This is a genomic window from Streptomyces sp. CNP082 (assembly GCF_059570535.1).
In genome coordinates this window covers 41,577-67,206 of sequence record NZ_JCANSZ010000042.1, presented here as the reverse complement: position 1 = coordinate 67,206, position 25,630 = coordinate 41,577, and the positions used below count along the sequence as shown (strand labels likewise).

Annotated in this window: 18 protein-coding genes and 5 pseudogenes; 10 read left to right on the top strand and 13 right to left on the bottom strand. The window is 74.7% G+C overall.

Going from position 1 to position 25,630, the window contains the following annotated elements; genetic code table 11:
* The 5 genes and pseudogenes from B124_RS27415 to B124_RS27395 all read left to right on the top strand — a co-directional run.
* Window positions 1-140 (top strand): annotated as a pseudogene (locus B124_RS27415) (IS5/IS1182 family transposase); the annotation flags it as partial.
* A 15-nt stretch (window positions 141-155) separates the two neighbouring features.
* A pseudogene (locus tag B124_RS27410) lies at window positions 156-410 on the top strand (tetratricopeptide repeat protein); the annotation flags it as partial.
* 98 nt (window positions 411-508) lie between these two features.
* Window positions 509-952, top strand: coding sequence for an NUDIX domain-containing protein (locus B124_RS27405; protein ID WP_496505650.1), 444 nt, complete (start codon window positions 509-511; stop codon window positions 950-952).
* Window positions 953-1,257: 305 nt separating this feature from the next.
* Entirely contained in the window at window positions 1,258-1,512 is a 255-nt protein-coding gene (locus B124_RS27400; RefSeq protein WP_496505641.1) for a transposase, read from the top strand.
* Window positions 1,513-1,769: 257 nt separating this feature from the next.
* Window positions 1,770-3,473, top strand: a complete 1,704-nt coding sequence (locus B124_RS27395) for an AMP-binding protein (RefSeq protein ID WP_496505640.1) — start codon at window positions 1,770-1,772, stop codon at window positions 3,471-3,473.
* Window positions 3,474-3,509: 36 nt separating this feature from the next.
* On the opposite strand, the gene B124_RS27390 is transcribed toward B124_RS27395, so the two are convergent.
* The 8 genes and pseudogenes from B124_RS27390 to B124_RS27355 form a co-directional block, all read right to left on the bottom strand.
* Complete coding sequence (locus tag B124_RS27390; RefSeq protein ID WP_496505639.1) at window positions 3,510-4,523, bottom strand: DNA polymerase Y family protein; 1,014 nt, start codon at window positions 4,521-4,523, stop codon at window positions 3,510-3,512.
* Window positions 4,520-8,059, bottom strand: a complete 3,540-nt coding sequence (locus tag B124_RS27385; protein ID WP_496505638.1) for a DNA polymerase III subunit alpha — start codon at window positions 8,057-8,059, stop codon at window positions 4,520-4,522. Before B124_RS27385 ends, B124_RS27390 begins: the two co-directional genes overlap by 4 nt.
* Window positions 8,060-8,629: 570 nt before the next feature.
* Entirely contained in the window at window positions 8,630-9,307 is a 678-nt protein-coding gene (locus B124_RS27380) for a response regulator (protein WP_496505637.1), read from the bottom strand.
* Window positions 9,304-10,767, bottom strand: coding sequence for a sensor histidine kinase (locus B124_RS27375; protein ID WP_496505636.1), 1,464 nt, complete (start codon window positions 10,765-10,767; stop codon window positions 9,304-9,306). Before B124_RS27375 ends, B124_RS27380 begins: the two co-directional genes overlap by 4 nt.
* A gap of 25 nt (window positions 10,768-10,792) precedes the next feature.
* Complete coding sequence (locus B124_RS27370; protein ID WP_496505635.1) at window positions 10,793-11,917, bottom strand: acyltransferase family protein; 1,125 nt, start codon at window positions 11,915-11,917, stop codon at window positions 10,793-10,795.
* Between the two features lie 259 nt (window positions 11,918-12,176).
* Window positions 12,177-13,079, bottom strand: a pseudogene (locus B124_RS27365) (alpha/beta hydrolase); the annotation flags it as partial.
* A gap of 219 nt (window positions 13,080-13,298) precedes the next feature.
* Window positions 13,299-14,063: a class I SAM-dependent methyltransferase gene (locus B124_RS27360; RefSeq protein WP_496505634.1), complete on the bottom strand. Its 765-nt coding sequence runs from the start codon at window positions 14,061-14,063 to the stop codon at window positions 13,299-13,301.
* A 755-nt stretch (window positions 14,064-14,818) separates the two neighbouring features.
* Window positions 14,819-15,211 (bottom strand): winged helix-turn-helix transcriptional regulator, encoded by a 393-nt coding sequence (locus tag B124_RS27355; protein ID WP_496505633.1) that lies wholly within the window; start codon window positions 15,209-15,211, stop codon window positions 14,819-14,821.
* 95 nt (window positions 15,212-15,306) lie between these two features.
* Between B124_RS27355 and B124_RS27350 the strand changes: the two genes are divergently transcribed.
* Together B124_RS27350 and B124_RS27345 are read left to right on the top strand one after the other, a co-directional pair.
* On the top strand, window positions 15,307-15,957 hold the full coding sequence (locus B124_RS27350; RefSeq protein ID WP_496505632.1) for an NAD(P)-dependent oxidoreductase: 651 nt from the start codon (window positions 15,307-15,309) through the stop codon (window positions 15,955-15,957).
* A gap of 207 nt (window positions 15,958-16,164) precedes the next feature.
* Window positions 16,165-17,565 carry an APC family permease gene (locus B124_RS27345; protein ID WP_496505631.1) on the top strand — a complete coding sequence of 467 codons (1,401 nt, stop codon included), beginning with the start codon at window positions 16,165-16,167 and terminating at the stop codon, window positions 17,563-17,565.
* A 45-nt stretch (window positions 17,566-17,610) separates the two neighbouring features.
* Here the strand turns inward: B124_RS27345 and B124_RS27340 are convergent, their stop codons facing one another.
* Window positions 17,611-18,231: a mycothiol-dependent nitroreductase Rv2466c family protein gene (locus tag B124_RS27340; RefSeq protein WP_496505630.1), complete on the bottom strand. Its 621-nt coding sequence runs from the start codon at window positions 18,229-18,231 to the stop codon at window positions 17,611-17,613.
* 110 nt (window positions 18,232-18,341) lie between these two features.
* Here B124_RS27340 and B124_RS27335 point away from each other — a divergent pair.
* Window positions 18,342-18,467: pseudogene (locus B124_RS27335) on the top strand (phosphotransferase); the annotation flags it as partial.
* Window positions 18,460-18,684 (top strand): annotated as a pseudogene (locus B124_RS27330) (metallophosphoesterase family protein); the annotation flags it as partial. The pseudogenes B124_RS27335 and B124_RS27330, both read left to right, overlap by 8 nt.
* 159 nt (window positions 18,685-18,843) lie before the next feature.
* Here the strand turns inward: B124_RS27330 and B124_RS27325 are convergent.
* The gene (locus tag B124_RS27325; RefSeq protein ID WP_496505629.1) at window positions 18,844-19,878 is read right to left on the bottom strand and encodes a slipin family protein; all 1,035 of its coding nucleotides are present in this window, start codon (window positions 19,876-19,878) and stop codon (window positions 18,844-18,846) included.
* 228 nt (window positions 19,879-20,106) lie between these two features.
* Entirely contained in the window at window positions 20,107-21,027 is a 921-nt protein-coding gene (locus B124_RS27320; RefSeq protein WP_496505628.1) for a S1 family peptidase, read from the bottom strand.
* Between the two features lie 533 nt (window positions 21,028-21,560).
* Here B124_RS27320 and B124_RS27315 point away from each other — a divergent pair.
* Entirely contained in the window at window positions 21,561-22,004 is a 444-nt protein-coding gene (locus tag B124_RS27315) for a cell division protein SepF (protein WP_496505627.1), read from the top strand.
* Between the two features lie 47 nt (window positions 22,005-22,051).
* Here B124_RS27315 and B124_RS27310 read toward each other — a convergent pair whose 3' ends face one another.
* Window positions 22,052-23,242, bottom strand: coding sequence for an acyl-CoA dehydrogenase family protein (locus B124_RS27310; protein ID WP_496505626.1), 1,191 nt, complete (start codon window positions 23,240-23,242; stop codon window positions 22,052-22,054).
* Window positions 23,190-25,058, bottom strand: a complete 1,869-nt coding sequence (locus B124_RS27305; RefSeq protein WP_496505625.1) for an MFS transporter — start codon at window positions 25,056-25,058, stop codon at window positions 23,190-23,192. The genes B124_RS27310 and B124_RS27305 overlap by 53 nt, the downstream gene beginning before the upstream one ends.
* Window positions 25,059-25,630 lie beyond the last annotated feature (572 nt).

Genomic DNA, 25,630 nt, shown 5'->3' with positions numbered 1-25,630 from the left:
ACAAGAAGCGCAACGTCGTCGAGCGGGCGATCAATCGCCTCAAGAACCACCGGGCCGTGGCCACCCGCTACGACAAACGCGCCTACGTCTACCTCGGGACCATCACCGTCGCAGCCCTGGCCATCTGGCTCCGCACATGATCCGAGAAACAGAACCTAGTCCGCTGGGACCCCGAAAAGTACAAACGCGTCCACGCCCTCACCCACGCTGACCTCGGCGACAGTCTCGCCGCCCAATCCCGCGCCGACGAAGCCATCGCCGCCTGGGGCACCGCCATGAACCTGATGGCTGGCATGACCTCCGACCGCACCCGAAAGGCCATCACCTCCATCCGGCCCACCCTGGCGATCTACCAACGCCGAAAAGTCCCCGGCGCCGCCGATCTCGCCCGGCGCGCCCGCGAGGCACTGATCCAGCATGCCCCACCAGCTCGCCTGACGAAGGGATCACCGTGGCTCAGCCCGATACCAGCAACCCTCCCCGCGCCCTCAAGCCCGCCACCGATTCCATGACTCTGCTCGTCGCCGCAGTCATCCTCCACGACAAGACCACCGACCGCGTCCTGCTCCTCCAACGCGGCCCCAACGCCAAGTTCGCCCAAGGCAAGTGGGACCTTCCCGTCGGCAAGTCAGACCCTGGCGAGCCCATCACTGACACTGCCGTACGCGAGCTGTATGAAGAGACCGGTATCACGGTGAAGCCGGAGCAGCTCCGCGTCGCCCACATCATTCACGGAGCCTGGGGCGTCGAAGCCCCCAACGGCTTTCTCACCGTCGTCTTCACCGCACACGAGTGGACCGGTGAACCGGAGAACCGCGAGCCGCACAAACACGCCCAGGTGCGCTGGACCCCTGCCAATGCCATTCCCGAGGAGTTCGTCGAGACCACCGACAGCGCACTCCACCGATACCTGCACAACGGCCCGCAGGTCTCTCTCGACGGCTGGAAGTAACAGCCGTACTCCCGCCTCAACCGTCTCGGCTCGGTGCGGAGCACCAAGCCGCCATCGCACGGGCTGGGGGCTGCGTCGTCTTCCACCGCGAGGCCGGCAGCGTGGTGAGCGGGCCTCACCTCGCGCAGCAAGCACGGCACTGAGCCTGGAAAGTCCTGGAGAGCTGACCTCACCGTCATGCCCCAGGGCTCTCCTCTTCCCGACCCCAGTCGAACGGAGAGCGAGAGCGCCCGGAACGTGGGCTTCCCTCCCCGCGAACTCCGTGATCTGCAGCTCCGTGTCCGCACCGAGCAGCAGACCCCCGAGTGGAAGGCCCGCTACGCGGCGCGCTCGGGGGTGAAGGAACGGTCAACGAGTTCGCCCATGGCCACGGCGTGCGACGCTGCCGCTATCGCGGCCAGCACAAGGCTCACGTTCAGCACGTCCTGGCCGCCATCGCCGTCAACATCGAGCGCCTCAGCCCGCTGCCGCCGACCGCAGAAGGCCCCCCGCCCCGACAACCGACGGCCTTCCAGAACTACCTCGACCAGCACAAGATCCCCCGGTCAACGTCTTGGTGAACCCTCGGCATCTGACCTCGACATCTCCAAGATCCCCGACAGAGTCAAGCTGAGACTGCCGGGCCGGGGTGCCGGGACCGCTGGTCTGCGGACCGGCCGGCGCCGCGCCGCTCGTACGGGCCGATACGGCTCGTACGGGCGGCGCGGCGATTCGGCGTACGCGAGCATGCGGATCACGGCGACGGGTTACGGTGCCTGCGCGGGCGCGCGGCAGCAGGTGTGCGCGCGGGGCTGACGGGGAGGAAGGCGTCGTGGGTATGCGGGAGACGGAAAAGCCGCGTGAGCCGCGGGAATCGCGGGGGTCGCGGGGGTCCGGGGCGGCGCAGGGGGCAGCGCAGGCGGAGGCGCCGTGGGAGTTGTTCCCCGCGCTGCGCACCGCTCCCGAGCGGGTCGCGCTGCGCTTCGGCGCCACCACCCTGACGTACTGCGCGCTGGCCGCGGCGGCGGACGGTCTCGCCCGGCGGCTCCGCGGCGCCCGGCGGGTGGCCGTCTGGGCGACGCCGGAGCCCGCGACCGCGGTGGCGGTGACGGCGGCGCTGACGGCGGGCGTGGCGGCGGTGCCCCTCAACCCCCGTATCGGGGTACGGGAGCTGGCGCACATCGTGGCCGACAGCGAGCCGGAGCTGGTGCTCGCGGCCCCGGACGCGGAGCTGCCGGAGGCGCTGGCGAAGGCCGAGCGGGTGGACGTGACAGTGCCCGGGGCGGAAGCAGGAACGGTCGCCGGGGCGGCGGCCGTACGAGCCGGGTCACCGGCGCCCGGCCCGCAGCCCGCGCCGGAGCCCGCGACCGCGAGCGCCCGGCCGGACACCGCCGCCCGCGAGCCGGAACCCGCGACCACCCGGCCCGGAACCACCGCTTCCGCGCCCACGCCCGACACCCCCGCGCTCGTCGTCTACACCTCCGGTACGACGGGCCCGCCCAAGGGCGTCGTGCTGGCGCAGCGGGCACTGGCCTCGACCCTCGACGACCTCGCGGAGGTCTGGGGCTGGACGGAGCGGGACACGGTGGTGCACGCGCTGCCGCTGTTCCACGTGCACGGGCTGGTCCTCGGCGTGCTCGGCCCGCTGCGCCGCGGCGGCGCCGTGCACCACGTGGGGCGCTTCGCGCCCGAGGCGGTGGCGGCGGCGCTGGACGCGGGCGGCACGATGCTGTTCGGGGTGCCGACGATGTACCACCGGCTGGCCGACGCCCTCGATGCCGGAGCCGGGCCGGCAGCCGCCCCCGGGGACCCGGCCGGCACGCCCGGCACGCCGCTGGCCGCCGCCCTCGCCGGCGCCCGGCTGCTGGTCTCCGGCTCCGCGGCGCTGCCGCTGGCGGACCACCGCCGGCTCACCGCGGCCACCGGCCGCCGGGTCGTGGAGCGCTACGGCATGACGGAGACGCTGATGAACACCAGCGTCCGCCCCGACGACCCGGACGCCGCCGGCAGCGTCGGCGTCCCCCTGCCCTCCGTCGCCGCCCGGCTCGTCGATGACGCGGGGGCCGAACTCACCGCGTACGACGGGGAGACTGTCGGCGAGATCGAGGTCCGCGGCCCGAACCTCTTCACCGGCTATCTCAACCGCCCCGAGGCGACGGCCGCGGCGTTCCGCGACGGCTGGTTCCGCACCGGTGACATGGCGGTACGGGACGCGGCCGGCCGCTTCCGCATCGTCGGCCGCCGCGCCACCGACCTCATCAAGTCCGGCGGTTACAAGATCGGCGCCGGGGAGATCGAGAACGCGCTGCTGGAGCACCCGGCGGTCGCCGAGGCGGCGGTCACCGCGGAGCCGGACCCGGACCTGGGCGAGCGCATCGTCGCGTGGGTGGTCCCGGACGGCACGCCGCCGTCCGCCGCGGAGCTGGAGTCGTACGTGGCCGACCACCTGGCCCCGCACAAGCGCCCCCGCAGGGTCCACTTCCTCGACGCCCTCCCCCGCAACGACATGGGCAAGGTCCTCAAGCGCGCCCTGGGCGGCTGACCCCGCCGCGTCAACCGGCGCCGTAAGCCGGCGCCGTCAGCCGGCGTCCCATCCCGCCGCCGACGACTCCGCAATCGCCAAGGTGGCAGGCCGGACCGCCCCAGGACCAAAACGCCGACGAACCCGGTCCCCAGCCGCCTCGGCGCGGCGGGCGCGGGCGTCGCCGGGGTCCAGCAAGAGCTGGCGGTACGCGCCGGCCGCCGGCAGCAGGTCCTCGGCGCGCAGCGCGTACGCCCGTACCCGAGCCCGCTGCAGCCCGAGGGCGGTCAGCAGGCCGAGGGCGGTGGCGGCGAGCGCCGGCGAGTGGTCGGTGGGCTCCGCGGTGGCCCTGCTCCGCGTGGTCGAGCTGCGGTCGGCGTAGCGCACCACGAGGGTGAGGCGGCCGGCGACCTGGCCTTCCCCGCGCAGGCGCTGGCCGATCCGGTCGGCGAGCCCCAGCACGGACCGGTGGTGCCGTACGGGATCGAGGCAGTCGGCGTCCAGCACCAGCTCCGCCGACATGGCCGCCACCGGCTGCGCGGGGGTGACCGGGCGCGGGTCGTGGCCGCGGGCGCGGTCGCCGAGCAGGCGGGCCTGGCTGACGCCGAGGAGCCGCTGCAGGGTCACCGCGGGCAGCTCGGCGAGCTGCCCGACGGTGTGCAGGCCGTATCTGCCGAGCTTCTCCGCGGTCGCGCGGCCGACCCCCGGCAGGGCGGTGACCGGCCGCGGATACAGCCACTCCGCCGCCCGCCCCGTGGGCACGCAGGTGGTGTCTCCCGGCGCGGACGCATCGGCGGCCATGGCGGCGAGCATGCGGTTGCCCGCGAGTCCGGCGCTGCTGTCGATGCCGTAGAGGGCCTTCAGCCGCATCTTCACCAACTGGACCGCGTCGTAGGGCGACAGGTCGAAGTACCGCAGCGCGGACGTCAGATCGAGCTGGACGGCGCTGGGCGGCATCTCCTGGACGTGCGGCGTGACGCCGCCCATCAGCTCGACGACGTCCGCGTACTGCTCCTCGCTCAGCGAGGCGTGCAGGTGGAGGTGCGCGATGTGGCGCACGCGTGCGGTCATCCCGCGCTCCCCGGGCTGCGGTGGCCGAACTTCTTCAGATCGGCCGACCTGCTGCCGGCGGGCTGCAGGTCGGCGTACGGGTGGAGGCGGGCGCCCGCGGTGCCGTCGGCCAGGGTGCGGCGGGGCTGGGCAGGTCCGGGCTGGGCAGGTCCGGGCTGGGCAGGTCCGGGCTGGGCAGGTCCGGGCTGGGCAGGTCCGGGCTGGGCGGGGGTCGGGTGCGGCCGGTCCTCGCCCAGGAGGGCGAGCGCGGCCCCGGGTCCTTCGTCGCGGCGGGCGGCGGCGATCCGGTCCAGGTCCCAGGCCATGGTGCCGACGACGGTGCGGCGGGTGCCGCGCACCTGGACCGTGCCGCGTACCAGCAGCAGGCCGCTGTGGAAGACGGTGTGCGCGCAGGCCGGGTGGGAGTCCTCGAAGAACGCCAGGTCGACAAGGCCGGAGCCGTCCTCCAGCGTGACGAAGATGACGCGCTTGCCGCTGGCGATCGGCGGGGTCTGGGTGGAGGCCCGCACGCCGGCGACGAGCACCTGCTGCCCGGGGCGCAGCCCGGCCAGGTGCGCCGCGTCCGTCGCGCCGATCTCGCGCAGCAGCCGGTGGTGGTGCTCCATCAGGTGCCGGGAGACGTCGATGCCGAGGGTGTTCAGTTCGGCGCTCAGGGTCTCGCGCCCGGTCATCTCCGGCAGCCCGCTCGGCTCCGTCCCGCCGGCCGCGTCCGCGCCGATGGGCAGTTGGCCCGCGCCCGCGGCGCGGGCCCGGGACTGCCGGTGCAGCTCGTCGATCTGCAGGAGGAAGTCGCGGCGGGTGAGGCGGCCCTCGTCGAGGGCGCCGAGGCCGTCCAGGGCGCCGACCTGGGCCAGGCGCTCGGCGACCGGCCTGCTGGGGCGGGCCCGCTGCCAGAAGTCCGACAGCGATCCGTAGGGCTGGCCCGCCTCGATCCGTACGCCCTCGTCCTCGCTGATGCCGTGCACCGCGGACAGCGCGAGCCGCACCCCCCACCGGTCGGTGCCGTCGTCCTTCTCCACGGTGTGCTTCACCCGGGAGCGGTTGACGTCGACGGGCAGGACGGGCACGCCGCGCCGGCGGGCGTCGGAGACGAGGACGCGCTTGGGCCACATGCCGGGGTCGTGTTCGAGGAGGCCCGCCAGCAGGAACGCCGGGTAGTGCGCCTTGAGCCAGGCGCTCTGCAGCGCGGGGACGGCGAAGGCGACCGCGTGGGCCCGGCAGAAGCCGTAGGAGCCGAAGGCTTCGATGGTCTTCCAGACCTCGTCCCGTACGGCCTGGTCATAGCCGCGCGAGCGGGCCCGGCGGTGGAACCAGTCCCTGATCCGGGGCAGCCGCTCGCCGTCCCCCAGCGCGCGCCGGGCGACCTCGGCCAGCGCGTAGTCGCAGCCGGTCAGCACCGACAGCGTCTCGATGATCTGCTCGTGCCAGATGGTCACGCCGTAGGTGTCGGCGAGTACCGGCTCCAGGTCCCGGTGGGCGTACGCGGGTGCGCCGCCGTGGCGGGCGGCGACGTAGCGCTCGGGCATGCCGCCGGCGACCGGGCCGGGGCGGAAGAGGCTGATGTCCGCGATGACGTCCTGCGGGTCGCGGGGCTGGAGCCGGGAGAGCAGGTCCTGCTGGCCGGGTGACTCCAGTTGGAACAGGCCCAGGGTCTCGCTGTTCTGGATGAGCTTGAACGCGAAGACGTCGTCGAGCGGCACCTGTCCGGGGTCGTCCAGGTCGATGCGGTTGCCCGTGGCCTGTTCGATCTCGGCGACGGCGTGGGCCATCGCGGACTGCATGCGCACGCCCAGGACGTCGAGCTTGATGTTGCCGAGTTCCTCGATCTCCTCCTTCGCGGCCATGGCCATGGGGTAGTCGCCCTGCGGGGTGGGCTGCACCGGCAGCCGGTCCAGCAGGGTGGCGTCGCTGATGACCACGCCGCACGGGTGCATGGCCATGCCGTGTACGAGGGCGTCGAGCCCCTCGGCGAGTTCCCACAGCGGGCCGTAGCGGTGCGCCTCGGCGGCCAGTTGCCGCAGCTCGGGCAGCTCGGCGAGGGCACCGGTGATGTCACAGGCGCGCAGGTGCGGGAAGCTCTTGGCGATCCGGTCGACGTCGGCGGGCGCGATGCCGAGGGCGAGACCGGTGTCCCGCAGCGCGCGGCGGGCCCGGTAGGTCTCGGGCATGGCGGTGACCGCCACCCGTTCCCTGCCGAACCGGTCGAAGATCGCGTCGTAGCACTCCAGCCGGCGGGCGGACTCCACATCGATGTCGATGTCGGGCAGCGAGTTGCGCCGGACGCTCAGGAAGCGCTCGAAGAGCAGCCGGTGGTCGAGGGGGTTGGCCGTGGCGATGCCCAGGACGTGGCAGACCAGCGAGCCGGCGCCCGAGCCGCGGGCCGCGACCCGGATGCCCTTGGCCCGGATGTCGGCGACGACCTGGCCGACGGCGAGGAAGTACGAGTCGTAGCGGAGTGCGGAGATCGCCGTCAGCTCCTCGTCCAGTCGGGTACGGGCCGTACGGTCGCGGTCGAGGCCGCGCCGGACCATGCCGGCCTCGCACTGCCGGCGCAGCAGGTGCGCGGCTGCGTCCGCGCCGGGCCCGGCGCCGAAGAGCGCGGCCTCGGGGAAGTGCCGTCGCCCCAGCCCGAGGTCCGCTTCGGGGTCGATCGTGCACGCGGCGGCCGTGGCGGCGGTGTCCGCCAGCAGGCGGCGCGCCCGCCGTACGTCCGCTCCGGCGCACTCGGCGACCAGCCGTGCGACGGCCGCCATCTCCTTCCCGTCCTTGAGCCAGCGCTGCCCGCTGTCCAGCCGGCGCCAGTCGACCGGCCGCAGCAGCCGCGCGGCGTCCAGGACGTCCGCGAGGCGGTGCTGATCCGGGTCGGCGTAGCGGACGGCGTTGGCGAGCACGACGGTGGTACCCGTGTGGTCGCCCAGCGCCAGGGTGCGGGCCGCGAGGCGGAGCGACCCGGGTCCGACGCCCGCGCGCCGGTGCGCGACGGCCTCCAGCCGGAGCCCGTCCCCGAAGACCTCCCGCCACGGCGCCAGCAGCTTCGCCGCGACGTCCTCCCGCCCCGCCGCCAGCGCCCGTACCGGCTCGGAGAGCGGCCCGAGCAGGGCCACCAGGCCGGCGCCGCCGTGCTCGCGCAGCGCCTGCCACGGGACCACCGGCGGGCTGCCGGCCGGCACCTCCGCATGGGCGGCGGACACGATGCGGCACAGCCGGGCCCACCCCGCCCTGTCCCGCGCGAGCAGCACGAACCGCAGCGGCGGCTCGGCCACGTGCCCACCGCCCCGCACCGGGGTGCGCCGCCGCGGCGCGGGCGGCGGCGGCGCCACGCCCGCCACCGCCAGATCGACCCCCAGCACCGGCCGGACCCCGGCCTCCGCGCAGGCCCGGACGAACCGGACGGCACCGGTGACGGTGTCCCGGTCGGTCAGCGCGAGGGCTCCCATGCCGCGCTCGGCGGCCCGCTGGACGAGCTGCTCCGGATGGGCCGCGCCGTAGCGGGCGGAGTAACCGGACGCGACGTGCACGTGGGCGAAGCCCACCATGCCGCACCTCCATCACTCCACCCCATTTCGACTGGTTGGCACCGATACCTTCTATCGTACGCCCGTTCGATTACCCTAGCCCTCCCAAGCCCGCGCGGCGAACACCTGCGGATCACGCAATCCCCCAGCTCAGAGGCGCCGCGAAGGCCGCAGACGCGACACCTTCCCGCCATCTCGCCGCCCGGGCAGTCCAGTTGGGCGCCTGGACGCCGGCGCATGAGATTCGTCACTCATCCGGCACGGAACGGACCAGGCGGCGGACCCGGCACCGGCCACCCCTTCCCCCACCCCTCCCCATCGGCGATTGAGGACGCCGAAGGCGTGGCCGCCAGGACCGGAGTGCAGGACGCCGGCTGGCAGGCGACGGCACCCGGCCAGCCGGCGCCGCATCCGCCCTCTGGGGCGTCCCCCATGCGCCTCGCCGTGACAAACTCGCGGTAACCCACCCACAAAATCAGGGCAAATCGCCCACCGAGACCGACTTTTGCTCACCTACGCACGCCACGCGCACCAAAGCATGACTGCGGCGTACAGCGTGGCGATCGGCGGGTGGGACCTCCGCCTCGCCCGCTAGCTGCGGCCCGTGGGGCGGACGAGGCCGGTTTCGTAGGCGAAGACCGCTGCCTGGGTGCGGTCGCGCAGGCCCAGTTTGGTCAGGATCCGGCCCACGTGGGTCTTCACCGTCTGCTCCGCCACCACCAGCCGCTCGGCGATCTCCGCGTTCGACAGGCCCTGCGCGATCAGGCTCAGCACCTCGGTCTCGCGCTCCGTCAGGCCGCCGACGCGGTCCGTCCGCGGCGCCTGCGGGGTGCGGGTCAGCCGGGCGAACTCGGTGATCAGCCGGCGGGTCACGGCGGGGGCGAGGAGCGCGTCGCCGGTGGCGACGACCCGTACGGCGTGGGCCAGCTCCGCGGCCGAGGCTTCCTTCAGCAGAAACCCGGACGCGCCCGCGCGCAGCGCCTCGTACACGTACTCGTCGAGGTCGAAGGTGGTCAGGATCAGCACCCGGACGGCCGCCGCGTCCGGTGTCCCGGTGAGGCGGCGAGTGGCCTCGATGCCGCCCAGGCCGGGCATCCGGATGTCCATCAGTACGACGTCCGGGCGCAGTTCCGCCGCCTTCGCGACGGCGTCGGTGCCGTCCACCGCCTGGCCGACGACCTCGATGCCGGGTTCGGCGTCGAGCAGCACGGTGAAGCCCTGGCGCACCATGACCTGGTCGTCGGCGATCAGCACGCGGATGTTCGTCACGGGGAGTCCTCAGCGTCCGGGGTGGCGGCCATGGCGGGCGCGGCGGGCGCGGCGGGTGCGGCGGGCGCGGCGGGTGCGGCGGGTGCGGTGGGTGCGGTGGGCGCGGCGGGCAATAGCGCGCTGACCTCGTAGCCGCCGTCGGGGGTGGGGCCGGCGGCCAGTTCGCCGCCGAGCATCGCCGCGCGCTCCCGCATCCCCAGCAGCCCGTGCCCCGCGCCCGCCCAGGGCGGGGCGGCGCGCTCGGGCGCGGTGTTGGCGACGCGGACGGTGAGGCCCGCGGGGTGGTAGCCGATCTCGACCCGGGCGCGGGCTCCGGGTGCGTGCCTGACCACGTTGCTGAGCGCTTCCTGCACGATGCGGTACGCGGACAGCTCGATGCCGGGCGGCAGCGCGTACGGCTCGCCGGTGGTCCGGGTGCCGACGCCGACCCCGGCGCGGCGCACGGCGGCGGCGAGTTCGCCGAGGCGGTCGAGAGTGGGCTGCGGGGCGTGGCGTACGTCGTGGGGGTGGAGGGCGGGGGCGGCGGGCTGCGCGCCGGGGTCGGCCGGGGTGCCCGTTCCGCCGCCGTCCGTGACACCGCCGCCGCCGTCGTCGGCGCGCAGCACGCCCAGCACCCGGCGCAGTTCGGTCAGCGCCTCGACGGCGCTCGCGCGGATCCCCGCGAGGTTCTCCGTCAGCTCCGCCGGCGGGTTCTCCACCAGGTGCGGCGCGACCTGCGCCTGGATGGAGATCACCGACATGTGGTGCGCCACCACGTCGTGCAGCTCCCGCGCGATCCGGGTGCGCTCCTGGAGCAGTACGCGCCGGGCCCGCTCCTCCGCCGTCAGCTCCTCCTGTGCCGCCAGTTCCGTACGGGCCACCCGCCGCCCGCGCAGCGCGACGCCGACGCCGACGGGGAGGGTGAGGACCAAGACGGCGAACGGCACGCCCTCCGTGTCGCCGAGGAAGCCGTACCCGAGGCCCGCCAGCACGCTGATCACCAGCGTCTCGACGGCGACCCGCGGCCGGCACCGCAGCGCCACCGCGAACAGCACCGTGGCCTGGAGCACGAGCCCGGTGCCGGTCCAGGGGAACATCGCGCCCGGGCCGGTGCCCGGGGAGACGAGCGCGTACCGCGCGACCACCAGCATGGCCACCGTCGTGATCCACCACGCGAGCACCGGCCGGACCAGCGCGATCAGGAACGCGGCCGTCTGCAGCGTCGCGAGCAGGGCGGCGATACGCATGCCCATGCCGTAGCCGAAGGCGTACTGGTTGACGGCGGCGATCTGCAGCGCCGCCAGCCCCAGCACGACCGGCACGGCCAGCGCCGGCAGCCACTCGCGCAGCCGGGAGCGCCCGGTGGCGGCCGGTGCCGTACGCGGCGGCGGGCTGACGGCCGTCGTCCACAGGTCCGCGCGCAGCGCCCGCAAGGCCGTACGCAGGGCCGTACGCAGCCACTCGGCCGGTCGCTTCGCCATCGTCCCCTCCCTCGTTCGCTCCACCCTAGGTACCTCGCACGCGGCCCGGGCCCGCCGGACGTCTCTCGTACGGCTGGAAAGCCGCCCGGCACACCAGCAGCGCCGCCGCGAACGCCGGCAGCCACACCAGCCGGGCCCGTACCCAGCCGCCCCCGTCCGGCACCGTGTGCAGCCCCGGCAGCGCGCCGCCCGCGAGCAGGCCGAGGGCCGAGACCGCCATCATCGCCGTCTGGTGCCAGAGGAAGACCGTCATCGCCGACAGGTTGAGCAGCGCCACCGCCGCCCACGCCGCCGGCCGCCGCAGCACCCGGCGCAGCGGCCCGAGCAGCAGCAGCGCAGCGCCGCACTGGGCGAGGCCGAAGGCGACGGCGGCGAGAGTCGGCGGGTCCAGGTTGGAGACCGCGGCACCGGGCACGCCGACCATGGCCGCCGGGTAGCCGGCGACGAGCACCAGCGCCGCGGTCGCCGCCGCGCCGCCGCCGAGCAGCGCCCAGGCCGTACGCCGCCCCGGCAGCCCGCGGTGCGCGCCGCGCGCGCCCAGGGCGTACGGCACGAGCCACCCCGCGGCGACGTTCACCCACCCCAGCGCGGCGGGCCCGCCCGGCCCCAGCCGCCACAGGTCCACGCAGCCGACCACGGCCAGCGGCCACAGCGGGTGCAGCCGGACGGCCAGCGGGGTCGCCGCGGTCAGCACGGCGAACACCAGCAGGAACCACAGCGGCGACAGCGCCAGCTTGCCGAGGGCGCGTACGGTCGCGTACCCGGCGCCGTCCGCCAGCAGCACCCCGAGCACCGCCGCCCACACCGCGAGCACGGCGGCGACGGGCCGGAAGAGCCGGTCGAGGCGGGCGCGGAGCCAGCGGGCGCAGGGGGTGCCGGCGGCGCGGGCGGCGGCGTGGCCGCGTGCGGCGGCGTAGCCGCCGACGAAGAAGAAGACGGCCAGGGTCTGCAGGAGCCAGGAGACGGGTGCCAGCGCGGGCATGTAGTGCAGCGGGCTGGCGGCGCGCACGGTGCCGCTGTCGACGACGAGGGCGGTGACCAGCCAGTGCCCGAGCACGACGCCGAGGGTGGCGAGGGCGCGCAGGGCGTCGATGCCGCGGTCGCGGGTGGGCGGGGTGGCGGCGTCGATGCGCAGGAGGGCGTCACGCACGGGTGCCGCCGGCGGGCCGGAGGGACGGAGGGGCGGGCACGTGCGGGTACGGAAGAGCGGGGGCGGGTCCATGCGCGCACGGGAGAGCAGGCGCGGGCCCGTGCGCGTACCGGAGAGCAGAGGCGGGCATGTGCGGGTACGGAAGAGCGGGGGCAGGTCCATGCGCGTACCCGAGAGCAGAGGCGGGCCCGTGTGCGTACGGGCGTGCCGCGGCCTGCTGTCCGGTGCCCCCGCCCGGTGCGCCCCGGGCCGCGCACGCGGCCTCCCCCTCGACGATCCGGGCCATGCTCCGCAGCGGTACGGAGCCGGGGTCCAGGTAGTCGCTGTGGCCGCCCGGGCCCGCGGCGAAGGGGCAGGCGCCGAAGTCCGGTGAGACCGGGTCGGTGCCGAAGCCGAGCTCCGTCACGAGCAGCGGTATCCGCACGTGCGGTACGCCGCCCACCCAGTCGTCCGCGCCCCGGCCCGCCCACACCGTGGCGGGCGTACGCAGCTCGGCGGCGCTGCCGGCACCGACGCCCGGGCTCCCGTACAGCACGATGTCCGCGACCCGCAGCCCCGCCGCGGCGCTGCCGCAGACCACGGAGCCGTACGAGTGGCAGAGCAGCGAGATCCGGGCGCCCGGCCGGGCGGCGGCCAGGGACCGGACGAAGGCGCGCAGCGGGGGCGCGGCGGCCTCGGCGCGGCCGGTGGTCAGCGACCCGGGGCTGAGGGTGTCCGGCGTCGCGTAGCCGAGCCAGGCGACGACGGCGCCGCCGCCGCGCAGTTCGCCGCGCAGCGCCGCGGCACCGGCGCGCAGGCGCCCGTACGAGTCGAGGCCGGTGCCGGCGCCGGGGACGAGGACGGCGATCCGCTCGGCGTGCGCCAGGTCGCCGAAGACCTCGGCGCTGCGCCCGCCGTCGCGGCCGTCGAACGAGAGGAAGTGCCGGCCCGGCGCCGCCATGGCGCGCAGCGAGGCGGCGCGGCGCCGGTCGCCGTGGGCGGCGGCCGTCCGCGCGGCGGCGCGGAGGGCCTCGCGGTTGGCGGCGTACCGCTGGGCGAGGGCCGCGGGGGTCGCGGCGTCGGCGTCGAACGGCACGTCCGGCGCCGGCGCGGGCACGGCGGCGGGCCGGGCCGCGGCGGCCACGGGCAACGCCACGGAGGCGGCGACCAACCCGGCAAGCAGCCCCCGCCGCAACCGCCCATGCCCCCGCCCCCGCCTCCGCCTCCGCCCGCCCGAGCCGGGTTCGCACAGTCGGGGCGGTGCCATGGCGGGGTCCTCTCACCGGGGGTGTGATCCGGTGAGAAAGCTACGAACCGCCGGCCCTCGTCGGCGTCCCGCCCAGGAGCCCCTCTGCCGCGTAGCTCTCAGGTATGACGGGTAGGGCAGCGGCAACTCCCCCGCTCAGCCCCGCAGGACCGCCCTGTCGGCCATCGTGACCAGCGGCACCTCGAACTCCGCGGCCTGCGTCTCCGGCCGCGCCGTCAGGTATCCGCGTACCCGCGCGAGCAACTGCGCCCGCTCGTCCTCCGGGAGCAGCAGCACACGCGAGTGCGTGGCGACCATCGCCGTCAGCGAGTCGCGCGTGTACCGCGCCCTGTTGGGGAACCGCTGTCGCTGCACCGGCTCGTACCGTGCGTGCGCCGGCAGTTCCACCTCGTCCGACTGGTCGGCGAAGCACGCGTCGCCGTGCGTGACCTCGTCCATCCCGACGATCCAGTCCACCTCGTGGTCACCCATGTTCCACAGCGCGGCGACCACCCCGCCCGGCCGCAGCACCCGGGCGATCTCCGGCAGCGCCCGCTCCGGCTCGAACCAGTGGAACGCCTGCCCCACGAGCACCGCGTCCACGGACTCGGCCGGCAGCGGGATCCGTTCCGCCGTGCCCTCGTGCGCCGGCACGTCCGGCAGCGCGCGCCGCAGCTCGGCCAGCATCGCCGCGTCCGGTTCGACGGCCGTGACCGGCACGCCCTTCGCGACCAGCGCGGCGGTCAGCTTGCCGGTGCCCGCGGCGAGGTCGAGGACGTGCGGCCCCTCGCGGTCCGCGACCGGGGCCAGGGCCCACCGGACCGCGGCCGCGGAGTAGTCGGGGCGGAACTCGGCGTAGGCCGCGGCCTGGCTGCCGAAGGAGGAGGCGCGCCGCCGGTGCAGCTCGTGGTCCGTAGTCATGATCGCTACGGTACGCGGTACGCGAAGACGCCGGACAGACGATTTCCACGCGCCGCCCGGGCGCCGGGACCGCGGCACGCGCCGCGGCCGTACGATCCACTGCATGCCGCCGCCGCACCCCGAACCCGCGCCCGACGCCGCACCCGAGGCCGCGGCGCGCCCGCTACGACACCGCCGCCGCCCACGGCGGGACGGCCCACGTCACCGTGCTCTACCGTTCCTGAGGACTGAGCGGGAGCGAGTCCTGTCAGCCGCACGCCCCGAACGGTCTTGAGCGCACTGGTCCCCGGCGTACTCGACCCCGGGGCAGCGACACGCATCCTGTGCGTGGTCCGATCCCGGGAGGCCGGCTCCCTGCGCGACCTGACCACACGGGTACAGCCAGTGGCGACGGAGAAGACCCGGACCATCACTCCGGTGGAGCGGGGGCCCCGCACGCTGACACCGTGCCCGGCGCCCCAGATCGCACGGACACGCTAACCCGGACAGCCCAGCGCGCCGCAAGCGCCCGAGCCGACCCTCACACGATCGAGCTAACCCGACCTCGCGCACCCAACCCGTCGAGCAGTTCCTCACTCCTTCGTCCACGACGACGGCATCGGCGCCCCGGCGGCGGACCTCGTGGCGTACGCCGGGCCGCGGTGGCGCCAGTGGCTGCGCTTCCCGCTGGGCGGGAAGGACGCGGCGGGCCGGGGCGAGGGGACGTAGCGGAGGGATGCCGCTGAAGGGAACGCGGCAGTCGCCCCCGCCGGGGCTCAGGCGCCCGCGGCCCCCGCAGCCCCCGCCCTCCGCTCGTACGCCTCCCGGGCGTCGAGCAGTTCGTCCCAGTGCTCCGTCGCCCACGCGCACGCCGCGTGCAGCGGCGCCAGCATGCTCTGCCCCAGCGGCGTCAGCGCATACTCCACCCGCTGCGGCAGCCCCTCGTACACCGTGCGCGACACCAGCCCGTCGCGCTCGAGTGCCCGCAGCGAGCGGGTCATCACCTTGGGCGTCACCCGCCGCAGCGGGACGCGGAGTTCGGAGAAGCGGCGCGGCCCGTCCTGAAGGCAGGTGAGGAGCAGGGCGCCCCATTTGTCGCCGAAGCGGAACGGCAGCATCGACGACGGGCACAGCTCGTCGAACATGTCGGGGCGCAGCGGCTCGCTCATCCCGCCAGCGTAGGCGGCGATCCCGGTATCACGGAGGAAACCGCAGGTCCGGTTAGCGTACGCGGACGACGACGGCCGAGCGGGAGGTACGCGGGATGGGCAGGATCGTGGTGTACGGGGCGGGCGGCAGGGCCGGTCGCCGGGCGGTGGCGGAGGCACGGCGCCGGGGGCACGAGGTGGTGGCCGTGGTGCGGGACCCGGCGAAGCACGCGGGCGTCGCGGGCGAGGGCGTACGGCTGGTTGCCGGCGACGCGACGGACGTGGAGGCGGTGGCGGCCACGGCCGCCGGCTGCACCGCGGCGATCGCCGCGGCGGCGGTGTACGGGGAGGGCACGGACCCGGACGCGTTCTTCCGCGGCTCGGCGAAGGCGCTGGTGGCCGGTCTCGCCCGGGCGGAGGTGCCGCGGCTGGTGATGGTCGGGCTGGCGTCGCTGCTGCCGGACGCGACGGGCCGCCGGCTGCTCGACAGCCCGGAGTCCCCGGCGGAGTTCCGCACCTTCTGCGAGGCGCACGCGGCGGGCCTGGACGTCCTCCGCGCGGCGCCGCCCGAGCTGGACTGGCTCTACATCAGCCCCGCCGGCGACTTCGACCACGACGCCGGCCGCACGGGGGACGGCTACCGCGTCCACCCGCACGGCGACCCAGGGGAGCGCATCTCGTACCCCGACTTCGCGGTCGCCCTGCTGGACGAGGCGGAGTCGCCCCGCCATCGCCGTACCCACCTGGCGGTGACCGGCGCCGCGTGACGAGGCCCGCGCAGCGGGCCTGCCGGGCCACGGTCAGCGGCTCGTGGAGCCGGGCGCGGGCCCCGTCGAGCACGGGCGCCAGCCCGTCCCCGGGGACGGCCGGCCGGGCCGGTCCCGGGGGAGGCGGCGTAGACATGGCAGGAATTCAGCGCAGGGAGGCATTTCTGCCCATGGCCGGGCGCGGGGCCGACGGGCGAGGCTCCAGGCATGGCCGACACCACCAGCGATGCCGCCCCGGCGGGCGACGCCGCACAGCCGCACGCCGCGATCCCGGTACGCCCGGGACCTGCCCCGGGCAGCAGCCGGGGGCGCCGCCCGCGGCCGGGGCGGGCTCCCGTGCACTCGGGCGGCAGCCTCACCGCCGCGCAGGGCACCGCGATGTACGTCGGCGCCGTCCTCGGCACCGGCGTCATCACCCTGCCCGCGCTCGCCGCCGACACCGCGGGCCCCGCCTCCCTCGTCGCGTGGGCCGCGCTCGTGCTGATCTCCGTGCCGCTGGCCGCCACCTTCGCCGCCCTCGGCGCCCGCCACCCCGACTCCGGCGGTGTCTCGACGTACGCCCGGCTCGCCTTCGGCGAGCGGGCCGCGACCGTCGTCGGCTGGTGCTTCTTCCTCGCGGTGCCGCCCGGCGCCGCAGCCGCCGCGCTCTTCGGCGGCGCGTACGTCTCCGCCTCCGTGGGCGGCGGCCGGGCGACGACCGTCGCCACCGCCGTCGGGCTCATGGTCGCCGTGACCGCCGCCAACACCGCGGGGCTGAAGGTGACCGGCCGGCTGCAACTGGCGCTCGCCATACTGCTGGTGGTCTTCCTGCTGACCGCGGTGCTGCTGTCGCTCCCCCACGCCCGTACGGACAATCTGCGGCCCTTCGCACCGCACGGCTGGACCGCCGTCGCCCCCGCCGCCGCGCTGCTGGTCTGGAGCTTCGCGGGCTGGGAGGCGATCACGCACCTGGCGGGCGAGTTCCGCCGGCCCGCCCGCGACCTGCCGCGCGCGACGGGCGCGGCCGTCGCGCTGGTCGGCGTGCTGTACCTGTCCGTCGCCTTCGCCGTCGTCGCGGTGCTCGGCCCGGCCGCCGCGGACGCCGACGCGCCGCTCGGGGACCTCATGGCCAGCGGCCTCGGCGGCCCCGCCCGCCATCTGGCCGCGAGCGCCGCGCTGCTGCTGACCCTCGGCGTCATGAACGTCTACTACGCCGGCGCCGCCAAGCTGGGCGCCGCCCTCGGCCGCGACGGGGCGCTGCCGGCGAAGCTGGCGCGGGGCAGCGAAGCCGGGGAGGTGCCGCGGCGCAGCCTGGCGCTGCTCTCGGCGCTGGCGTTCACGGCGCTGGCCGCGGTGACGCTGGCGGACACCGGCACGAAGCCGCTGGTGCTGCTGACCACGGGCTCGTTCACGACGGTGTACGCGGTGGGCGTGGCCGCCGCGTTCCGGCTGCTGCCGCGCGGCAGCGCGGGGCGGAAGGCGGCGGTGCCGGCGCTGATCGCGGTCGTAGCGCTGCTGGTGGCCTCCGGCCCGTACCTGCTGTGGCCGCTGTCGGTGGCGGCGGCGGCCTGGCTTTACACGAGACGCCGCCGGCCGGCAGCGGAGGCCGGTACGCCGGCACACAGGTAAGGACCGGGCCCCCATGGGCGCCCGGTCCTTACCGGCGCGTTCCGCTCAGTCGAAGCTCAGCTCGCCCGTGCGCGTCCGCTTCAGCTCGAAGAACTTCGGGTACGACGCCATCGCCAGCGCCCCGTCGAAGATCCGCAGCGCCTCCTCGCCCCGCGGGATGGCGGTCATCACCGGGCCGAAGAACGCCACGCCGTCGATGTGGATCGTCGGGGTGCCGACGTCCTCGCCGACCGGGTCCATGCCCTCGTGGTGGCTGGCGCGCAGCGCCTTGTCGTACTCGTCACTCTCCGCCGCCGCGGCCAGTTCGGCGGGCAGGCCCACGTCGGCCAGGGCGCCCTTGATGACGGTCTCGTAGTCTTTCTCCCCCTGGTTGTGGATGCGGGTGCCGAGGGCGGTGTAGAGGTCGCGCAGCACGTCCTCGCCGTGCTGCTGCGCGGCGGCGATGCAGACCCGCACCGGGCCCCACGCCTGGTCCATCAGCTTCCGGTACCCCTCCGGCAGGTCACGGCCCTCGTTGAGCACGGACAGGCTCATCACCCTGAAGCGCAGGTCGATGTCCCGCTGCCGCTCCACTTCGAGGATCCAGCGCGAGGTGATCCACGCGAACGGACAAGCAGGGTCGAAGTAGAAGTCGACCTCGGGCGTTTCACCGGCGGCAGCCGCCATGAGCCATCTCCCTGCTGTGATACTCGCAACGTTGACGCCAGCGACAACGCCGGCCGTCCCGGCCGCATTCCGAGGAGCCGCCCGTTTTCCCCGACATCCCGGCCGTCCTGATGCTGACCGGCATCCAGGCCGCCGGTAAGTCCACCGTCGCCCAGTTGATCGCCGAACGGCTGCCGCGCTCGGCGCACGTGCGCGGCGACGTCTTCCGCCGCATGGTCGTCGGCGGGCGTGGTCAACCCGGGCAGCGTCGGCATGCCGTACGGGCGCCCCGGCGCACACTGGGCGCTGCTGGGCCCGGGCGGCGCGGCGCTGCGGCGGACGGCGTACGACTACGGGGCGGCCTGCGCCCGCATCGCGGCGGAGTCCGGCTACGCGGACGCGGCGGCGTGGGCGGACGAGTACGTATGGGCGCGCAACACCGCGGAGGACGCACTCACGGCCTTCGGCGGCTGACGCGCGCCGCACGGCCCCTCCGCTACCCCCCCGCGCACCACCCCCGCCCGCACCCGCACAGCCGCGCCGGCGCCGCACCACCGCGCCCCGCCCCGCACCGCCGCGCCGGCGCCCCGCACCGCCGCACACCGCACCCGTACGAACCGGCACCCCCGCCCGTCAGCCCTCCGGCCCCGCCCGGCGCCGCGGCGGCTCCAGCTCCTCGGCAGCCCCCTCGTCCCCCGGCTCCACCGGCTCCACGGCCTCCGCCCCGCCCACCGGATCCACGGGGTCACCCAGCTCCCCCCGCTCCACCGCCCCCAGCGGGTCGATCGGGTCCACCGGCGCCGGCACCTCGTCGTCCCCGCCCGCGTCCGCCCCCGCGCCCGCACCGGCCACCGCCGGCGGCGGCGCCGCGGCCGGGCCGTCCGCGGGCGACGGCTGCCCGGCAGCGCCCGACTGCGCCCGCTCCAGGAACCGCAGCAGCTCCACCGGGAACGGCAGCACCAGCGTCGAGTTCTTCTCCGCCGCCACCATCCCCACCGTCTGCAGCAGCCGCAACTGCAGCGCCGACGGCTGGTCGGCCATCTGCCGCGCCGCCTGCGCCAGCTTCCGGGACGCCTGCAGCTCCGCGTCGGCGTTGATGACCCGCGCGCGCCGGTCGCGCGCCGCCTCCGCCTGCCGGGCCATGGAGCGCTTCATCGTCTCGGGCAGCGACACGTCCTTGATCTCGACCCGGTCGATGGTGACGCCCCACTCCACCGCCGGGCTGTCGATCATCAGCTCCAGGCCCTGATTGAGCTTCTCCCGGTTGGAGAGCAGGTCGTCCAGGTCGCTCTTGCCGATGATGGACCGCAGTGAGGTCTGGGCCATCTGGGAGACCGCGAAGTGGTAGTCCTCGACCTTGATGACGGCGTCGGCCGGGACGACGACCTTGAAGTAGACGACCGCGTCGACGCGGACCGTCACGTTGTCGCGGGTGATGCCCTCCTGGGCCGGGATGGGCAGGGTCACGATCTGCATGTTGACCTTGCGCATCCGGTCGACGAACGGAACGATCATCGCGAAGCCGGGGTCGCGGATACCGGGCCTGAGCCGGCCGAGCCGGAAGACCAGCCCCCGCTCATACTGCTTGACCACCCGGGCGCCCGCCACCACGTAGACGGCCCCGAGGCAGACGATGACCACCACCGCTGCGATCAGTGCCTCGATCATCACGGCTCCCTGCGTCGCGTACCAGTCGGCCGTTACCTCTCCACGGTAGCTCTGCCGGCCGGCCCCGGACAGTTTTCGCCGGGCGCCCCGGCCCCGGCAGCCGGGGCAGCCGGGCCGGGGGTGCCGGGCCGGGGCAGCCGGGCCGGCTCCGCAAAGCCGCACCGCCCCCGCCCGGTGGGGTTTCGGGCGGGGGCGGCGGCCGGGGCGCTCAGGCCCCGTGCGTCAGGGTCAGTAGACGCTCACCCCGTAGGCGTTCAGCGCCTCGACGACCGGCTGGAAGAACGTCGTGCCGCCGGAGGAGCAGTTGCCGCTGCCGCCGGACGTCAGGCCGAGGGCCGTCGTGCCGGAGAACAGCGGGCCGCCGGAGTCGCCGGGCTCGGCGCACACGTTGGTGCGGATCATGCCGTAGACGACGTCGCCGCCGCCGTAGTTCACGGTCTGGTTGAGCGCCGTGACGCTCCCGCCGTGGACGCCGGTGGTGGAGCCGCTGCGCCGCACGGACTGGCCGACGGTCGCGTTGGCAGCGCGGGTGATGTCCTGGTTGGTGCCGTTGTAGAGGTTCACGGTGCCGGGGTGGGCCAGGGAGGTGTTGCTGTAGCGGACCAGCCCGTAGTCGTTCGTCGGGAAACTGGATCCGGCGGTCGGGCCGATGGTGGTGGTGCGGGCGGAGTTGGTGTACCAGGTGCCCGCGCCGTCGGTGCAGTGACCGGCGGTGAGGAAGTAGTACGTGCCGCTGCTGTTGCGGACGTTGAAGCCGAGGGAGCAGCGCCAGCTCGAGGCGTAGATCGCCTGGCCGCCGTTGATGTAGTTCTGGAGCTTGCCCTTCATGCGCTCGATCCGCAGGGCGTCGGCGTCGGCGCCCGCGGTCTGCTTGATCCGGGCGATCTCGGCGCCGGTCACGGTCTCGTCGACGCTCACGACAAGGGTGCCCGACTTCTCGTCGACGCCCCAGGCGGTGCCGCCGATGTCGGCGGCCAGCACGGCGTCGTCGGCTCTAGCCAGGGTGGCGGCGCTGAAGCCCTCCGGTTGCTGGGCGGCGCCCGCGGCCGGGAGCGCGAGCGCGGTGCTGGCGAGGGCGGCGGTGAGCGCGGCCACCAGCCGCAGTCGCTTCCTGGTGCCGCTCAGTGGGGGTGTGCGCTTGATCCTCACTCAATCCTCCGAGTGTGCTCGGGGACCCGCTGGCCAGCGGGTCCGTGAGGCGCAGCCACGGGGACGGAGAAAACGCGGATGGGCTCGCCCGGCCGGGTTCGTGTACTCCCCGCCGTGGGGGTGCAGCCCCTTCGCTTTCGTCGTGCCCCTGACAAGCGCTACCGGGAGTATTCAGACGATGACAGGAATGCACAAGTGGGCACGGACACATGTTTGCGCGTTCACGCCCCCGGCTCCGCCCGACCGGCCCGGCCCCGCGGGCGACCACTCGAACAGCGCGGGAACCCACCCGAGCGGAGGCCGAAACACCCGTGCGGCCCCACGGGAATCTCCTGTCACACCGTCAGGCCCCCTCGACCGGGGGAACTCTGACGTGCCGCCAGTCGTTTGTGTGCCAGTACTGTCACGAACCCGGCGCGTGCCCTCAATCTGATTGGCACATCATCCGCATCATGGATGACCATAGGTGAGCGGACAGACATCCCCGGACCGCTCCGGGGACAGCCCACGCCGCGGGAGAGGGAGGAGGCGTCATGGGATCGGTACGCAGGGCTAGTGCCTGGCTCGGCCTCGTCGACGACAACGAAGACGAGCGCTACTACGACGGGTACGAAGACGACACCGCGGACACCCAGGAAGACGCCGCCTGGACGACGGACCCGCGCGTGCGCGTAGCGTCCCAGGTCGCCCAGGAGAAGGGGCGCCGGATCGCCACCGTGACCCCGGACGGGTTCCGGGACGCGCGCGGGATCGGCGAGCTCTTCCGCGAGGGAGTCCCCGTCATCGTGAACCTCACGATGCTGGAGGCCGGCGACGCCAAGCGCGTCGTCGACTTCGCGGCGGGGCTGACCTTCGGGCTGCGCGGCTCCATCGAGCGGGTGGCCACGCGGGTGTTCCTGCTGACGCCCGCGGAGTACGCGATCGTGCCGGGCGAGGTGCCGCGCTCCACGCAGGGCGGGTTCTTCAACCAGAGCTGAGCAGGGACCGCCGGCAGGCGGCAGCGACCGGGGCTGGGCCGTACGGCTCAGCCCCGGAACGCGTCCAGCCCCGTCAGCGCCTTGCCCAGCACGAGCTGGTGCATCTCCACCGTGCCCTCGTACGTCAGCACCGACTCCAGGTTCGTGGCGTGCCGCATCACCGGGTACTCCAGCGAGATGCCGTTCGCCCCCAGGATCGTGCGGGCCGTCCGGCAGATCTCCATCGCCTCGCGGACGTTGTTGAGCTTGCCGAAGCTGACCTGCTCCGGGCGCAGCGTGCCGGCGTCCATCCGCATGCCGAGGTGGTGCGCGAGCAGCACGCCCTTGTGGAGTTCGACGGCCATGTCGGCGAGCTTGGCCTGGGTGAGCTGGAAGCCTCCGATGGGCTTGCCGAACTGCTCGCGGGTACGGGCGTACTCAAGCGCCGCGTCGAAGGACGACCGGGCCGCGCCCATGGCGCCCCAGACGATCCCGTAGCGGGCGTGCGTCAGGCAGCTCAGCGGGCCGCGCAGCCCGGTGGCCTCCGGCAGCACGGCGTCGGCGGGCAGCCGCACCTCGTCGAGGACCAGCTCGGCGGTAACCGACGCACGCAGCGACCACTTGTGCCTGATCTCGGGCGCGGCGAAGCCGGGCGCGTCGGTGGGGACGACGAAGCCGCGGATGCCCTCGTCGGTACGGGCCCACACGACGGCGACGCCGGCCACCGAGCCGTTGGTGATCCACATCTTGCGGCCGGTCAGCACCCAGTCCGAGCCGTCCCGCTTCGCGTACGCGCGCATCCCGGCCGGGTCGGAGCCGTGGTCCGGCTCGGTCAGGCCGAAGCAGCCGATGACCTCGCCGGCGGCCATCCGCGGCAGCCACTGCTGCTTCTGCTCCTCGGAGCCGAAGCGCCAGATGGCGTACATCGCGAGCGAGCCCTGCACGGAGACCAGCGAGCGGATGCCGGAGTCGGCGGCCTCCAGCTCCAGGCAGGCAAGACCGTACTGCACGGCGGAGGCGCCGGCGCAGCCGTAGCCCGTCAGCGACATGCCCAGGGCGCCCATCGAGCCCAGCTCGCGGGCCAGTTCGCGGATGCCGGGCAGCTCGCCGCGCTCGTACCACTCGGCGATGTGCGGCAGCACCCGGTCGGCGGCCCAGGTGCGGACGGCGTCGCGGACGGCGATGTCCTCGGGGCTGAGGAGGTCGTCAACTCCGAGCGGATCGCCGGGGTTGAACGGCGGCGTAGTGCGTGCGGGCATGGTTGTCGTCCTCCGGCGGGCCGTCGGGGTCACGGCCTGACGCTACTTGCGCGTATTCGGCGCCGTCCAGCCTCTCCACGTGCGGCGTGACCTCTTGCACACGCCGTACGCGCCCGCGCCCCGCGCTCCACTTCCGCGCCGGGGCGCCGCCGTCCGGTACGCCGTCCGCCGGGCGCCGCTCGCGCCGCACCCGGGCCGGGGCCACCCGCCCGGCGCCCGCCGCCTCACCGGCGCTCTTCGCCGGACCGGCGCCGGCCCTGCCCGGCTCCCCGCACTCCATCGACCGCGGCAGCCGCAGCGCCGTGAGCGCCCCGAGCAGCAGCAGCCCGGCGCTGACGGCCAGCGCGACGTGCATGCCCTGGACGAACGCGTCCCGCGCGGCGTCCCGCAGCGTGGCGCCCGCGGCGCCGCCCAGCTCGCCCGCGGTCTCGTACGCCTCGCCCAGCGAGTTGCCCGCCGCGTCGGTCGCGCTCGACGGCACGCCGGGCACGGTGCCGAGCGCGGGGCGGTAGACGGCGTTCATGACGCTGCCGAGCAGCGCTATGCCGATGCCCGCGCCGAGCTGGTACGAGGTCTCGCCGATGGCCGCGACCCCGCCCGCCTGCTCCGCGGGCGTCTCGCTGAGCATCGACTCGTACGCACCGAAGATGGTCGTCTCCAGCCCGTACCCCAGCAGCACGAAGCCCGCGCACAGCACCAGCGGCCGGTCCTCCTCGCCCAGGGAGATCAGCCCGGTGACGGCGACGGCGGTGAGCAGGAAGCCCAGCGCGACCATGAGGCGCGGGCCGAGCCTGGCGACCATCCGGGAGCCCGCGAGGCCCGCGGCCACGGCGGCGACGGTCAGCGGGATCAGCCGCAGCCCGGTCTGCAGCGGGCTCAGGCCGAGGACGAGCTGCATGTACTGCACGGCGACGAGTTGCAGCCCCACCAGGGCGAGCAGCGCGAGCACGATGCAGCCGACGGCGGTGCCGAAGGAGCGGCAGGAGATGACCTCGAAGTCGACGAGCGGGTGGGTGCGGCGGCGCTGCCTGCGGACGAAGAGGACGAGCAGCGCGCCGCCCACGAGCAGCGGTACGACGACGGCCGGGTGCAGCGGCCCCTCGCCGGCGCCGGCCTGCTTCAGCGCCAGGACGACGCCGAAGAGGCCGAGGGCCGCGATCAGCGCGCCGAGGACGTCCCAGGGGCCGGACCGTTCGGCGGTGGACTCCGGCAGCAGCCAGCGGCCCACCGGCACGGCGATCACCATCAGCGGGATGTTGACCAGGAAGACCGAGCCCCACCAGAAGTGCTCCAGCAGGAAGCCGCCGAGCAGCGGCCCGACGGCCGCGCCCACGGCGGCGGTGGCGCTCCACAGCCCGATGGCCGCGGCGCGCTCGCGGCGGTCGGGGAAGACCTGGCGCAGGATCGACAGCGTGGCCGGCATGATCATGGCGCCGCCGACGCCGAGGAGGGCGCGGGCGGCGATCAGCACGTGCGGGTCGCTCGCCGCGGCGGCGAGCGCGGAGGCCAGGCCGAAGATCGCGTAGCCGAGGAGCAGCACGCGGCGGCGGCCCACGCGGTCGCCGAGGGTGCCGAAGAGGATCAGCAGGGAGGCGGCGACGAGGGGGTAGGCGTCCACGATCCACAGCAGGTCAACGGCACCGGGCTTGAGGTCCTCGGTGAGCGCGGGGACGGCGACGTGCAGGACGGTGGCGTCAAGCGCGACGAGCAGCAGGCTGGAGCAGAGGACGGCCAGCACGGTCCAGCGTCCGGCGCCGTCGCCGCGGAGACCGGGAACGTCCCGCGGCGGGCTCGTGGCCGTGGCCGTCCCTGACATCTACGCACCTCCCGGACTCGCGCGAGTCGACAGCGTACGCGAGTCCTCCGGACGCAGGTGGCGGCACTACCCGTTGAGGTGACGGCGCTACCGGTTGCGGCAGAGACTGACCCTTCTTGTCCACTTCTCGTCCTCCTCGTACCCCTTCACGCCTCCTCGTGTCCCCCTCGTGTCCTCCTCGTGCCGGAACCGGTTCGACGACGTGCCATGATTGCCCGCCCCCGGTCCGGGAAGTCACTGGTTGAGGGCTTTGCGCACGACATGTGACGCCCGTCACACCCCCAGCGGCCGGGACGCCCGCCAGGCGAACGGTCCGCAACGGCACGGCGAATCTCCGATAAACGGAGGAGCGCGAAAAACAATTGACCGATTGGCCGCACTCAGATATTCCCAGAAAGCGGAAGACATGAGTCCTGAAAAGGCGGTGGGGTAAGTGCCGTTGACGACACCGTCCACATCACATCGGCATTACAGATCCGGCCGATTGGTCAATCCACGGCAGTTGGCCATGTAGCGTCGATTCTGTGCGTACCGAAGAGAGACGTCCGCGGGGAGCGGAGCGTCCGATCACA

Coding starts and splice junctions, on each gene's coding strand:
- B124_RS27405 (WP_496505650.1), top strand. CDS start 509: ATGACTCTGCTCGTCGCCGCAGTCATCCTCCACGACAAGACCACCGAC.
- B124_RS27395 (WP_496505640.1), top strand. CDS start 1,770: ATGCGGGAGACGGAAAAGCCGCGTGAGCCGCGGGAATCGCGGGGGTCG.
- B124_RS27390 (WP_496505639.1), bottom strand. CDS start 4,523: ATGACCGCACGCGTGCGCCACATCGCGCACCTCCACCTGCACGCCTCG.
- B124_RS27385 (WP_496505638.1), bottom strand. CDS start 8,059: ATGGTGGGCTTCGCCCACGTGCACGTCGCGTCCGGTTACTCCGCCCGC.
- B124_RS27375 (WP_496505636.1), bottom strand. CDS start 10,767: ATGGCGAAGCGACCGGCCGAGTGGCTGCGTACGGCCCTGCGTACGGCC.
- B124_RS27360 (WP_496505634.1), bottom strand. CDS start 14,063: ATGACTACGGACCACGAGCTGCACCGGCGGCGCGCCTCCTCCTTCGGC.
- B124_RS27355 (WP_496505633.1), bottom strand. CDS start 15,211: ATGAGCGAGCCGCTGCGCCCCGACATGTTCGACGAGCTGTGCCCGTCG.
- B124_RS27350 (WP_496505632.1), top strand. CDS start 15,307: ATGGGCAGGATCGTGGTGTACGGGGCGGGCGGCAGGGCCGGTCGCCGG.
- B124_RS27345 (WP_496505631.1), top strand. CDS start 16,165: ATGGCCGACACCACCAGCGATGCCGCCCCGGCGGGCGACGCCGCACAG.
- B124_RS27340 (WP_496505630.1), bottom strand. CDS start 18,231: ATGGCGGCTGCCGCCGGTGAAACGCCCGAGGTCGACTTCTACTTCGAC.
- B124_RS27325 (WP_496505629.1), bottom strand. CDS start 19,878: ATGATCGAGGCACTGATCGCAGCGGTGGTGGTCATCGTCTGCCTCGGG.
- B124_RS27315 (WP_496505627.1), top strand. CDS start 21,561: ATGGGATCGGTACGCAGGGCTAGTGCCTGGCTCGGCCTCGTCGACGAC.
- B124_RS27310 (WP_496505626.1), bottom strand. CDS start 23,242: ATGCCCGCACGCACTACGCCGCCGTTCAACCCCGGCGATCCGCTCGGA.
- B124_RS27305 (WP_496505625.1), bottom strand. CDS start 25,058: ATGTCAGGGACGGCCACGGCCACGAGCCCGCCGCGGGACGTTCCCGGT.